General features: G+C 39.8%; 18 protein-coding genes. 6 read left to right on the top strand and 12 right to left on the bottom strand.

Annotated elements, in window-relative coordinates:
• Positions 1–318: 318 nt before the first annotated feature.
• The gene (locus AB8809_RS12215) at positions 319–504 is read left to right on the top strand and encodes a hypothetical protein (protein WP_349855937.1); all 186 of its coding nucleotides are present in this window, start codon (positions 319–321) and stop codon (positions 502–504) included.
• A 234-nt stretch (positions 505–738) separates the two neighbouring features.
• Here AB8809_RS12215 and AB8809_RS12210 read toward each other — a convergent pair whose 3' ends face one another.
• The 8 genes from AB8809_RS12210 to AB8809_RS12175 all read right to left on the bottom strand — a co-directional run bounded on the left by AB8809_RS12210 (position 739) and on the right by AB8809_RS12175 (position 6,433).
• Positions 739–1,995: a secretin N-terminal domain-containing protein gene (locus tag AB8809_RS12210; protein WP_349855936.1), complete on the bottom strand. Its 1,257-nt coding sequence runs from the start codon at positions 1,993–1,995 to the stop codon at positions 739–741.
• A 5-nt stretch (positions 1,996–2,000) separates the two neighbouring features.
• Positions 2,001–3,080 carry a zonular occludens toxin domain-containing protein gene (locus tag AB8809_RS12205; protein ID WP_349855935.1) on the bottom strand — a complete coding sequence of 360 codons (1,080 nt, stop codon included), beginning with the start codon at positions 3,078–3,080 and terminating at the stop codon, positions 2,001–2,003.
• Positions 3,081–3,422: a DUF5455 family protein gene (locus AB8809_RS12200; RefSeq protein ID WP_104209363.1), complete on the bottom strand. Its 342-nt coding sequence runs from the start codon at positions 3,420–3,422 to the stop codon at positions 3,081–3,083. It lies immediately after the preceding gene.
• Positions 3,423–3,425: 3 nt separating this feature from the next.
• On the bottom strand, positions 3,426–4,583 hold the full coding sequence (locus AB8809_RS12195; RefSeq protein WP_349855934.1) for a hypothetical protein: 1,158 nt from the start codon (positions 4,581–4,583) through the stop codon (positions 3,426–3,428).
• Between the two features lie 56 nt (positions 4,584–4,639).
• Positions 4,640–4,873, bottom strand: a complete 234-nt coding sequence (locus AB8809_RS12190; protein WP_104209361.1) for a major coat protein — start codon at positions 4,871–4,873, stop codon at positions 4,640–4,642.
• A gap of 113 nt (positions 4,874–4,986) precedes the next feature.
• Complete coding sequence (locus AB8809_RS12185) at positions 4,987–5,073, bottom strand: tail virion protein G7P-2 (RefSeq protein WP_349855954.1); 87 nt, start codon at positions 5,071–5,073, stop codon at positions 4,987–4,989.
• A gap of 9 nt (positions 5,074–5,082) precedes the next feature.
• Entirely contained in the window at positions 5,083–5,361 is a 279-nt protein-coding gene (locus AB8809_RS12180; protein WP_349855933.1) for a single-stranded DNA-binding protein, read from the bottom strand.
• Positions 5,362–5,380: 19 nt separating this feature from the next.
• Positions 5,381–6,433 (bottom strand): phage/plasmid replication protein, II/X family, encoded by a 1,053-nt coding sequence (locus AB8809_RS12175; protein ID WP_349855932.1) that lies wholly within the window; start codon positions 6,431–6,433, stop codon positions 5,381–5,383.
• 171 nt (positions 6,434–6,604) lie between these two features.
• Here AB8809_RS12175 and AB8809_RS12170 point away from each other — a divergent pair, with 171 nt between their 5' ends.
• The 5 genes from AB8809_RS12170 (at position 6,605) to AB8809_RS12150 (ending at position 8,556) form a co-directional block, all read left to right on the top strand.
• The gene (locus AB8809_RS12170) at positions 6,605–7,051 is read left to right on the top strand and encodes a helix-turn-helix transcriptional regulator (protein WP_181063645.1); all 447 of its coding nucleotides are present in this window, start codon (positions 6,605–6,607) and stop codon (positions 7,049–7,051) included.
• A gap of 85 nt (positions 7,052–7,136) precedes the next feature.
• Entirely contained in the window at positions 7,137–7,358 is a 222-nt protein-coding gene (locus AB8809_RS12165; protein WP_349855931.1) for a hypothetical protein, read from the top strand.
• Positions 7,359–7,461: 103 nt separating this feature from the next.
• Positions 7,462–7,869: a hypothetical protein gene (locus AB8809_RS12160; protein ID WP_349855930.1), complete on the top strand. Its 408-nt coding sequence runs from the start codon at positions 7,462–7,464 to the stop codon at positions 7,867–7,869.
• Positions 7,859–8,170 carry a hypothetical protein gene (locus AB8809_RS12155; RefSeq protein ID WP_349855929.1) on the top strand — a complete coding sequence of 104 codons (312 nt, stop codon included), beginning with the start codon at positions 7,859–7,861 and terminating at the stop codon, positions 8,168–8,170. Before AB8809_RS12160 ends, AB8809_RS12155 begins: the two co-directional genes overlap by 11 nt.
• A 200-nt stretch (positions 8,171–8,370) precedes the next feature.
• On the top strand, positions 8,371–8,556 hold the full coding sequence (locus AB8809_RS12150; protein WP_349855937.1) for a hypothetical protein: 186 nt from the start codon (positions 8,371–8,373) through the stop codon (positions 8,554–8,556).
• Positions 8,557–8,790: 234 nt separating this feature from the next.
• On the opposite strand, the gene AB8809_RS12145 is transcribed toward AB8809_RS12150, so the two are convergent.
• Genes AB8809_RS12145 through AB8809_RS12130 form a run of 4 tightly spaced genes read right to left on the bottom strand, consistent with a single transcriptional unit; the run spans position 8,791 to position 12,635 of the window.
• Positions 8,791–10,047, bottom strand: a complete 1,257-nt coding sequence (locus AB8809_RS12145) for a secretin N-terminal domain-containing protein (RefSeq protein WP_349855936.1) — start codon at positions 10,045–10,047, stop codon at positions 8,791–8,793.
• Between the two features lie 5 nt (positions 10,048–10,052).
• Positions 10,053–11,132 carry a zonular occludens toxin domain-containing protein gene (locus AB8809_RS12140; RefSeq protein WP_349855935.1) on the bottom strand — a complete coding sequence of 360 codons (1,080 nt, stop codon included), beginning with the start codon at positions 11,130–11,132 and terminating at the stop codon, positions 10,053–10,055.
• On the bottom strand, positions 11,133–11,474 hold the full coding sequence (locus AB8809_RS12135) for a DUF5455 family protein (RefSeq protein WP_104209363.1): 342 nt from the start codon (positions 11,472–11,474) through the stop codon (positions 11,133–11,135).
• Between the two features lie 3 nt (positions 11,475–11,477).
• Positions 11,478–12,635, bottom strand: coding sequence for a hypothetical protein (locus AB8809_RS12130; RefSeq protein WP_349855934.1), 1,158 nt, complete (start codon positions 12,633–12,635; stop codon positions 11,478–11,480).
• Positions 12,636–12,647: the final 12 nt, after the last annotated feature.

Here is a 12,647-nt window from a genome sequence, read left to right as displayed (position 1 = left end):
AAAAAAATACCGATAAATACTTTAGGATAGTTTTTATGAGTTCTTGCCAATCCACTGCTCGATCTTATGAGGTGAAGTAAATGTACGACAGACCTAATGCAATAAAAGAGGGTATCTCAAAATTCACAACATGCTGATTTCTATGGTAGCACCAGAGAACCATGAAGTAATAGACCTATGGAGGTTATTTAACATAATATACATTATGCGAACCAAAGGTGGCGCTCGCTGGAACTGGCCGTTCCACTGAGCAAATCCCCACATCCGGCAAAACGCTTTTTGCCTATACTGCGCTGAACGACACGATGAGTTTAAACCATGACGATGGCAATTCTACAAACTGAACAGGAATATCTGGCAGCACTCTCAGAAGTTGAGCCGCTGTTCGACCTCGACCTGCCTGTAGGTTCGGCTGAAGAAAACCGATTTCTATCGCTATGCACAGCTATTCATGAATACGAAAAACTACATTTTCCTGAGTGCTACAAAAACCAGCTCAGCTAATCTGCCGCGCCGCAATCAGTACACAGAATAAGCTCAGGAACTATTGCGGCTTGGCCAACGGCGGTCAGCAACAAAAGCAAGTTTTGTTACTGTCCGTCGTTACGATTAAAAAACAGAAAGCTATGTTGGTAAATCTGTACCTGCTTGCATAAAATTCAATAAAAACAGTAACTAAAAACCTCAAACAACGTTATGACAGTGTACTGACGGGGCTCCGCACCCATCAGCACACTATCATAACGCCCGAATAACATGCGCAGTCAGCAACACGTACATGATGCGCTGATTATTGCTGTCAGAGTGACTTTGGAATAACCAGCCGATGATGGGGATCTGGCTGATAAATGGCACTGAGCGTTCTCCCTCTGTCTGCGCAGTATCAATTAACCCGCCTAGCAAAAGAGTCTGGCCATCCTTAATCTGAACGGTAGTCTGTATCTGGCGTTGGTTCGTAACGATATCGGAAGCCTGTTCATCATTATTGATTGAGTCAGCTCGGGTGTCGATCGTTAGAACTAACTGACTGTTACCCATGACAACAGGTGTAACCTTTAATGAAATCCCAACGTCATGGCGTTCGATTGTCTGGAAAGGATTGTTGACCCCAGCTGCTTCCCCCGTTACGCGTCCTGTGATGAAAGGTACATTTTTACCAACGGAAATATACCCTGTCTGGCCTGACTGCGTAAGAATGCGCGGAGTTGATATCACTTTTGAATTAGCATTGCTTTGAACCGCGCGAAGCGATAATGCCAGCACATTTCCGTCAAATATACCGAAAGAGCCGCCTGCTGTAGAAAGTGCGTTACCCAGCACAGAAGTATTAAAGCCCCCCGCTACCTTATGTCCTGATGCAGATCCCGCAGCAAAAGATAAATCGACACCATCAGAAAGGCTGGTTTCAAACATCAATGACTGAATAAGCACCTGGTCACGGGCAACATCCACTGACTGAATAAATTCAGCCAACATCGGTAAGATTGATTCCGGTGCAGAAACGATGAGTGCATTATTTCCGGGATAATCAACAACATTACCGCCGCCGTTAGACTGCAAAAAAATCTTAATCAGCTCCTGAACATCGGAAGATCGGACCTGATGCAGTTTGAAGTTACGAATAGCCAGTTCAACCGTTTCTGGCATGGGTGTTGACTGATATGCATCATAACTAACTGATTCATAGCCACTATCCTCAGCGATTTGAGATGGAAGCTTAGACGGCAATGACACAATAGCGGGATCGCCGGCGATCATAATAAAGCCGTTGGCATTTAAGACGGATTTAAAAAAATTGTCGACATTATCCTGATTAACATCTGCATTGAATACGGTGACATTCCCTCTGACGTCAGGATTAATAATAACCGCCCTCCCCGTTTTTTCTGAATACCATTGAACAAAGGATCTAATCGGAGAATTATTAAGGCTAACAGGTTCAGCATACACATGAACAGAGAAAATAAGAATAAGTAAAGTGAGTAATCTACACATAGATATCATTCCTGACAGGTTATTGTCTGAACGTAATTATTTCTCTTAACGATAATTCGACATGGATTTTTTATTTCTATCACATGCCCTTTCTTTATCAGGTCGAAACTATGATATAAGTTTCCTTTTTCATCTCGAAATGTAACTGATGCATCAAGACCAAACTGAGAAAATGAGAAAACAGATAACCTAGGTAAAGCCTCATCTTTTTCTGTAGATAACGATGGGGTTGTTTTGACAGTGACTGACTCACCTGCATTTTTATACTGTTGATAATACATCCCAGAGGCAATACCGAGAGCAAGAAATGAAGCCATCATAAAAATACGATTTCCACGTCTAAACCAGATTTTAGTGATTCTCATGTAATAACTCATTCCTTTATTAACTGAAAACTGCCCATGTGTGATATAGGGTGGAAGATAACAGAATGCCCCATTTGGATAACCATCTGAGAAAGCTTGTTTTGTATTATATGCAGCATAAAGACTGGCACCTGTATAAACCCACTTATCTACAGTTATAGAATTAATATTATCTCCGTATTTTACAATACCAAAATGGACCTTTGGAAAGCTAAATCTGGAATTGGCAATAATGGATAATAACGTCCCCAAAAAGGGTATAGCTAACTTATCTGTCCGTCGACAATAAACCACATGTTCAGCCAATGCCAATCTGGCTTGCTTATCCATGATGCTAATATCCTGAATAAGAAAAATGATATCCCACCCAAATTTACGGGCGTGTAAAAACCAGTTAATAACATCCTGACGCTCTTTATCTGCCCAAGAGCGGCTATTAAACCATGTGCCGCATTCATCAAGAACCAACAGGCCATTATCTGACTCATCGTAAGATGTATTTCCATAACCTAATGATTGCAAGTCAAAAATGTTCGGTTTGTCAGGTATTCTTATTACTCTCGTTCTCTTTGCATTACGACCAACATCAGGCATGTTATGCAACTTTAAGTCTAAATTAGTGGCAACGAGACATCCTTGAACCAGTTTTTCTTGAATTTTTGACACGCTGACAAGTGTTTTTCCTGAACCTAGTTTTCCTGTAACAACATAAACAGCCATTCATATAACCTTATTAGCAATAGATATAAAGCGTTCTTTAAGGTCAAAAACAAAAATAGATATCCTTGTTATCATTAAAGTATTAACACATTTCTGAAAATGATCGGGGAGTATTGATGATATTAAATTTGAAAAATCAGGAGGCATCACCCCACCAATAACTGAGGAAAGGTGTTCTGTCAGTAGACCAACGGTTGCTGAAATCATAGCAACGAAAACGAAAGCAATAATTCCCCCTCTGGTTACAAGACGAGAAAAAAACTTGGCTATATAGCCTAAAGCCAGAGGGACAAATCCAATAAGAATACGGAATAAAACAGGAAGACCGAGAAGAACTGGCATTAGTTACTCTCCTTTCCGAAGTAAAGAGGTAAATGATATAAACACATACCAGAAAGTTAATGCATAAAACACCCAAGATAATGTTTGTTTAATAACCATCAGTTTATTACAGTCAATTTTTATCTGATATATCTCACCAGAAAACATAATAAAATCAGAGCACCCATTCCCATTAGGCAGCGTTGGAAGTAATGCACCCTGACTTAAAAAAGTCTCCCAAGTGGATCCATATGAATTTTTATCAACTCCATAAAGAGAATCAGCCAAATCTGTCGCGTGATCTAACTCAGAGTACTCTGTACCATATTGAGCTGCACGATTAGGATCAGCATAACGTGCCGCACCACGTACTAAATTATCCAGTGAAGCGCCGATTGACGTTACATAAGTCTGAGACTGTTTATCAGAATCAGCGGTGAATTTTGTAATGTCACCCTTTTCTGTCAATTGTGAAGCAATGGCGTCGGATTGCAGAACATTGTTTTCTTTCAGAGATTCACTAACCGCTGATTTAACGTCACTTTTAGTTAAAGTCGAACCAGAAGGCTCTGATGGTTCGTCAGTGGATGAGTTATCACTTATAACGGATGATGAGGGATAAGAATCATTAGTTAATTGCCCTGTAGATATCCAGCTTGCTGTACATGTTGAACCATCCGAACGACAAACGACGACCCCTCCTGCCTCATACTGACAATTATTATAGTTAATATAACGGTTATCTTTATCGGAGTAGACATTATTAAAAACACCATCAATAGCTGGCCGAGACAGACATTCTTTTTGCTGTGATGATGTTGCATTAATATCTTCATCTGTCACCGTGTAAGTAATGTTTATTTTTATATTAGCGGTGTCAGCGATTGGTTTTGATGACGGTATACCGGTAACTGCAATAGTTCCACAACGAGAAAAAACATAGGATGAATCAACTTTTTTCCCAAAAGACGATTGCAAATTTGCTATAAAATATTCTTTCTGTGCCAACGCATTATCTTGTGCCAACTGGCAAAGGCTTTGCTGGTCTTCAGGTGATGCCACATATTTCCCATTACTGTTTTTTGTTTCATATGCTGTTGTGGCTTCACCTCTAAATACCTGCGTATCTGCTGCATAACTAAAAACTGGCACAAGAAATAAAGTAAAGATCGTTTTCTTCATATAACGCCCTATAAAAAAGGGCGCACAGCGCCCCTAATAAAAGTGATAATACGTTATCAAACGGCTTTGGAAGAAAACTTCTTAAAGAGTCGAATCGCAAGACCTGCGCCAACAACAGCAACCACAACAGGCCATACTTTAGCAATAAGATCATTTGCCTGAGTCAGCAAAGAGTCCATCGCCTGCCCTGCATAATCTGTTGAGCTGTCAGCAGCAAAAGAACTTGCGGAGAAAAAAATTGCAAAAGATGCGGTGGTAATTTTTGATTTAATAGCTGTAATTAATTTCATGAAAGCACCATTTTTACGTTAAATTAAACGATCGGTTATCGACTTAAAAGAACCTATCGCATAGAAAAGGGCAAAGCCCATTACATATGCTCCGAAAAAATAAGCAATATACATTATCGGAGAACTCCTGCTGTTATTGCGCCCAGACCAAAAGAAATAACAATGCCAGACGCGATAAGAATCTGAATGATATCCCCCATGAAATAAATTTATTTAGATTGATCTTGATAAGGGACAAGTACTATTTTTCCTACCCTTAATTTCTGAAAATCTCCGACATAAATACTGGACTCGTGAAGAGAGTAGATCCCAGCAGGATATGGCGGCTGTCCATTCTCAAGATTTATCTTGAACATCTGAGGGTAATCGCCACCGAGAAAAATATATGCCGATTGCTCAGAAATAGTATAAGGTTTACCTGTTGACTTAGAAACACCACTGCGTGTATCGGCAACTGCTTGTGAGGGCTTTATTTCAATTTTAATCATTTATAATCTCTCCATTACCTTATCGCCAGTTACTGGCATGTGAAATACGGTTGTAATCAAAAATCAATCCTTTTTCATGAACCCATGCAGGAATTTGAGCTGATTTGGCTTCCAATGTTCTGACGAGCGGTACGACATTATTCGAGTCTGGCGATTCACAATAAAAATTTATATCTATTCCAAATGAAAGTAACTCTTTGCGATGACGATAGAAAGTTGGCTTAGGGAGCATTTCCCTCATATTAGCCCCCTGCTTCCATAACAAATAAGTAGATTGAATTTTTCTTGGTAATCGAGTTATTTTCTCATCATTTAAAATTGTGTTCTGATTCATTTCTATCCTCCCTATATAGTCAGAGAATAATTTATGGGGAGTCTCAATATCCCACTTAGCACCAATTGTAAGATTTAAATCAATTAACTCAGTTGTTCTGACTGTTAATTCAATACGTAGTTTATCTTTAGACCAGTCGAGTAATCCCACCTGTACAAATTCATCTGCAATTTGATGACCTTTTTTTCCCGATATGTGCTCATCATATTTTGAATAAAACTTCAGGCTCCAGCGACGAGAGTTCTTACCCAGATAAACAGTGCCACCTTTTCCACAGGCTCGGCCATGACGAGTTTTCGCCTTAAACTCTGCGGCATAAAGCCATGCTCTGACATTTTCTAATGTCGATAAAGAATACATATAGTTAATATCAATGCGGGAAATTTTATACTGTCCAGCTATTACCATGCGATAAGAAGGAAGATCATGAGGGATAGATAATAAGGCCAATATTCTTGCGTAAGCTGTTAATACAAGTCCCTGTAAGTCATCAGAACCGATAACAGAATGCCCTTGTAAAAACTTAGACGGATTGCCATCAATGTAGAGATGTGTTGCATGGCCTTCACCATCAGATCCTATAGATCTTACTTTCATCGTTGACTCATGGGAGCCGCGAACCGTCAACCGCTTTACTGTTTCCCACTCAATAGCGCCATCGGCATCAACGCTAACGACACTCCCAGACGGCAATGGTCGGTGTGTACAGGGTAAAACTCCAGTAAACCAGTCAATCATCAGGATTCACACTCATCAAAATACGTGTCAATAGTCACTTTTGAGCACATCTAATGACCATAATGTAATATGCTCAGATCTGACAGTCAATTCATTTGCACTGTTTACATTGTCAGAAATGAGCACCAAAACGACCTACTGAAAAACCACTGTTAAGATGGAGTAAAACTGATGGGCAACACTGAGCACGAAGTTATGGCGGATAAGCAGAGAGCAGAGCGGATCAAAAAAGCGATCCTGGAACATTCGACTTATGAAGAGCTAGCCGAAAAATCAGGGATTAGCGTGAGTACCTTGGTCAGAATAGCGTCTGGTAAAACTGAACCGAAATTCAGCGATATCATTCAGATAGCCAGAATCACAGGGGCAGATCTGAATACTCTGGCTCATGGTGATGCGCTTGCCGTTAAAGAGGATGCTACGGAAAGGAAATTAATGACTTCTGCTGATGGCTATACAGATAAAGAGACCACAAACGCCCACAACTTCATTGTCTGGAACATCAGAACGCTGGAAAAACAAGATATTCTGGCTCTCGCCAGACAAGTTTCTGCCTTAAGTTCATATACTTACAGCACAAAAATGTTTATAAAAAAGGAACTATCAGAAGAGGAATAACAAAGGCATAGTCTCAGGAATGAGACAAACGTGCAGTATTACCTACACTGCACGTTTTAGATTGTGCGAATTTTGAGCAAGAAATATGAACAAAAAAGCGATAGACAAAGAGCTTGATAAGTTGACGACCTATCATGATCAAGGTGGGGGCTTTGGTGATCCTGATGCACAGAAAGAATATGAATTAAAAATTGAGTTGTTAAAGCATCAGCAGAAACTGGTAGAAAGCAAAAAAAGTAACTACATTGCAATTGCAAGCTTGATAATTGCCATCATTAGTTTGATTATCTCATTGTTTCACAAGTAAAAGTTTATGGAAAGCATAGTAAAGATCGGGTATCGCAGAAACCTGAACCGATGCGAGTAATTTTAGCCGCTAAAATTTTGAATACGATGATTAAGGATAAATCATGAATAAAACCGTGTATGTCCCAAGTTATTTCCAACCTATCTACAAAGAAGTAACCGTCAAAGTCCCCACCGGAAACACAAAACGATTTCTTGGCATCATTGATATTGACGAGAAAATACGCCAAAAGAAGGTTGTTCAGGATGGTTGGTCAGATTGTCAGATTGACGGTGAAAAACTGAATGAAGATATAAACGATGCTATTAACAAACTCAATCAAGATAATTATGAAGTGATTTCTATATCACCGGTTACCTCAGGTACATGGGCCTATAAATATCAACAAAATGATATTAACAATGGCAACGGTAAAGGTAGTTATGGCTATGGTTATGGATACTCTTATACTGAAGGTGTAGTTATTTTAGCCAAAAAAAGCAAAGCTGGAGAGATGAAAAATGGAAAATAACGGATATGAAACAATGAGTTGTGAAGGGTTAGTGAATAGAGCATTAAATTTAATAAAGAATGATAATGGTTACAAAATAAATGGGAGGTGGTTAGCTAATCAAACTCATCTAAATGGTCAGGATTCCGCCCAAATACAACCGGCCATAAAAGCAAACTTAATTACAGCATTAAATGTTTTTAATATAAGCACTAATGAAAATGAACTACATAATGAGATAAATAGGTTGGTAGAGGCAAAAACACAAGGCGAAGTTCGACAAATATTAAGTGAAGTGATTCCCAAACTATCAGATAAATAATTTGGTTCGCATAATAGCGTTATGGTAAAGAGGCCGCTGCGGGGTTGATTTTCGCAGCGGCCTTTTCAACATAACGCGTATCACATTATGCGAACCAAAGGTGGCGCTCGCTGGAACTGGCCGTTCCACTGAGCAAATCCCCACATCCGGCAAAACGCTTTTTGCCTATACTGCGCTGAACGACACGATGAGTTTAAACCATGACGATGGCAATTCTACAAACTGAACAGGAATATCTGGCAGCACTCTCAGAAGTTGAGCCGCTGTTCGACCTCGACCTGCCTGTAGGTTCGGCTGAAGAAAACCGATTTCTATCGCTATGCACAGCTATTCATGAATACGAAAAACTACATTTTCCTGAGTGCTACAAAAACCAGCTCAGCTAATCTGCCGCGCCGCAATCAGTACACAGAATAAGCTCAGGAACTATTGCGGCTTGGCCAACGGCGGTCAGCAACAAAAGCAAGTTTTGTTACTGTCCGTCGTTACGATTAAAAAACAGAAAGCTATGTTGGTAAATCTGTACCTGCTTGCATAAAATTCAATAAAAACAGTAACTAAAAACCTCAAACAACGTTATGACAGTGTACTGACGGGGCTCCGCACCCATCAGCACACTATCATAACGCCCGAATAACATGCGCAGTCAGCAACACGTACATGATGCGCTGATTATTGCTGTCAGAGTGACTTTGGAATAACCAGCCGATGATGGGGATCTGGCTGATAAATGGCACTGAGCGTTCTCCCTCTGTCTGCGCAGTATCAATTAACCCGCCTAGCAAAAGAGTCTGGCCATCCTTAATCTGAACGGTAGTCTGTATCTGGCGTTGGTTCGTAACGATATCGGAAGCCTGTTCATCATTATTGATTGAGTCAGCTCGGGTGTCGATCGTTAGAACTAACTGACTGTTACCCATGACAACAGGTGTAACCTTTAATGAAATCCCAACGTCATGGCGTTCGATTGTCTGGAAAGGATTGTTGACCCCAGCTGCTTCCCCCGTTACGCGTCCTGTGATGAAAGGTACATTTTTACCAACGGAAATATACCCTGTCTGGCCTGACTGCGTAAGAATGCGCGGAGTTGATATCACTTTTGAATTAGCATTGCTTTGAACCGCGCGAAGCGATAATGCCAGCACATTTCCGTCAAATATACCGAAAGAGCCGCCTGCTGTAGAAAGTGCGTTACCCAGCACAGAAGTATTAAAGCCCCCCGCTACCTTATGTCCTGATGCAGATCCCGCAGCAAAAGATAAATCGACACCATCAGAAAGGCTGGTTTCAAACATCAATGACTGAATAAGCACCTGGTCACGGGCAACATCCACTGACTGAATAAATTCAGCCAACATCGGTAAGATTGATTCCGGTGCAGAAACGATGAGTGCATTATTTCCGGGATAATCAACAACATTACCGCCGCCGTTAGACTGCAAAAAAATCTTAATCAGCTCCTGAACATCGGAAGATCGGACCTGATGCAGTTTGAAGTTACGAATAGCCAGTTCAACCGTTTCTGGCATGGGTGTTGACTGATATGCATCATAACTAACTGATTCATAGCCACTATCCTCAGCGATTTGAGATGGAAGCTTAGACGGCAATGACACAATAGCGGGATCGCCGGCGATCATAATAAAGCCGTTGGCATTTAAGACGGATTTAAAAAAATTGTCGACATTATCCTGATTAACATCTGCATTGAATACGGTGACATTCCCTCTGACGTCAGGATTAATAATAACCGCCCTCCCCGTTTTTTCTGAATACCATTGAACAAAGGATCTAATCGGAGAATTATTAAGGCTAACAGGTTCAGCATACACATGAACAGAGAAAATAAGAATAAGTAAAGTGAGTAATCTACACATAGATATCATTCCTGACAGGTTATTGTCTGAACGTAATTATTTCTCTTAACGATAATTCGACATGGATTTTTTATTTCTATCACATGCCCTTTCTTTATCAGGTCGAAACTATGATATAAGTTTCCTTTTTCATCTCGAAATGTAACTGATGCATCAAGACCAAACTGAGAAAATGAGAAAACAGATAACCTAGGTAAAGCCTCATCTTTTTCTGTAGATAACGATGGGGTTGTTTTGACAGTGACTGACTCACCTGCATTTTTATACTGTTGATAATACATCCCAGAGGCAATACCGAGAGCAAGAAATGAAGCCATCATAAAAATACGATTTCCACGTCTAAACCAGATTTTAGTGATTCTCATGTAATAACTCATTCCTTTATTAACTGAAAACTGCCCATGTGTGATATAGGGTGGAAGATAACAGAATGCCCCATTTGGATAACCATCTGAGAAAGCTTGTTTTGTATTATATGCAGCATAAAGACTGGCACCTGTATAAACCCACTTATCTACAGTTATAGAATTAATATTATCTCCGTATTTTACAATACCAAAATGGACCTTTGGAAAGCTAAATCTGGAATTGGCAATAATGGATAATAACGTCCCCAAAAAGGGTATAGCTAACTTATCTGTCCGTCGACAATAAACCACATGTTCAGCCAATGCCAATCTGGCTTGCTTATCCATGATGCTAATATCCTGAATAAGAAAAATGATATCCCACCCAAATTTACGGGCGTGTAAAAACCAGTTAATAACATCCTGACGCTCTTTATCTGCCCAAGAGCGGCTATTAAACCATGTGCCGCATTCATCAAGAACCAACAGGCCATTATCTGACTCATCGTAAGATGTATTTCCATAACCTAATGATTGCAAGTCAAAAATGTTCGGTTTGTCAGGTATTCTTATTACTCTCGTTCTCTTTGCATTACGACCAACATCAGGCATGTTATGCAACTTTAAGTCTAAATTAGTGGCAACGAGACATCCTTGAACCAGTTTTTCTTGAATTTTTGACACGCTGACAAGTGTTTTTCCTGAACCTAGTTTTCCTGTAACAACATAAACAGCCATTCATATAACCTTATTAGCAATAGATATAAAGCGTTCTTTAAGGTCAAAAACAAAAATAGATATCCTTGTTATCATTAAAGTATTAACACATTTCTGAAAATGATCGGGGAGTATTGATGATATTAAATTTGAAAAATCAGGAGGCATCACCCCACCAATAACTGAGGAAAGGTGTTCTGTCAGTAGACCAACGGTTGCTGAAATCATAGCAACGAAAACGAAAGCAATAATTCCCCCTCTGGTTACAAGACGAGAAAAAAACTTGGCTATATAGCCTAAAGCCAGAGGGACAAATCCAATAAGAATACGGAATAAAACAGGAAGACCGAGAAGAACTGGCATTAGTTACTCTCCTTTCCGAAGTAAAGAGGTAAATGATATAAACACATACCAGAAAGTTAATGCATAAAACACCCAAGATAATGTTTGTTTAATAACCATCAGTTTATTACAGTCAATTTTTATCTGATATATCTCACCAGAAAACATAATAAAATCAGAGCACCCATTCCCATTAGGCAGCGTTGGAAGTAATGCACCCTGACTTAAAAAAGTCTCCCAAGTGGATCCATATGAATTTTTATCAACTCCATAAAGAGAATCAGCCAAATCTGTCGCGTGATCTAACTCAGAGTACTCTGTACCATATTGAGCTGCACGATTAGGATCAGCATAACGTGCCGCACCACGTACTAAATTATCCAGTGAAGCGCCGATTGACGTTACATAAGTCTGAGACTGTTTATCAGAATCAGCGGTGAATTTTGTAATGTCACCCTTTTCTGTCAATTGTGAAGCAATGGCGTCGGATTGCAGAACATTGTTTTCTTTCAGAGATTCACTAACCGCTGATTTAACGTCACTTTTAGTTAAAGTCGAACCAGAAGGCTCTGATGGTTCGTCAGTGGATGAGTTATCACTTATAACGGATGATGAGGGATAAGAATCATTAGTTAATTGCCCTGTAGATATCCAGCTTGCTGTACATGTTGAACCATCCGAACGACAAACGACGACCCCTCCTGCCTCATACTGACAATTATTATAGTTAATATAACGGTTATCTTTATCGGAGTAGACATTATTAAAAACACCATCAATAGCTGGCCGAGACAGACATTCTTTTTGCTGTGATGATGTTGCATTAATATCTTCATCTGTCACCGTGTAAGTAATGTTTATTTTTATATTAGCGGTGTCAGCGATTGGTTTTGATGACGGTATACCGGTAACTGCAATAGTTCCACAACGAGAAAAAACATAGGATGAATCAACTTTTTTCCCAAAAGACGATTGCAAATTTGCTATAAAATATTCTTTCTGTGCCAACGCATTATCTTGTGCCAACTGGCAAAGGCTTTGCTGGTCTTCAGGTGATGCCACATATTTCCCATTACTGTTTTTTGTTTCATATGCTGTTGTGGCTTCACCTCTAAATACCTGCGTATCTGCTGCATAACTAAAAACTGGCACAAGAAATAAAGTAAAGATCGTTTTCTTCATATAACGCCCTAT

Source organism: Pectobacterium aroidearum (genome assembly GCF_041228105.1).
Lineage (GTDB): Bacteria > Pseudomonadota > Gammaproteobacteria > Enterobacterales > Enterobacteriaceae > Pectobacterium > Pectobacterium aroidearum.
The sequence above is the reverse complement of the archived record's forward strand: the minus strand, read 5'-3'. Positions and strand labels throughout refer to the sequence as shown.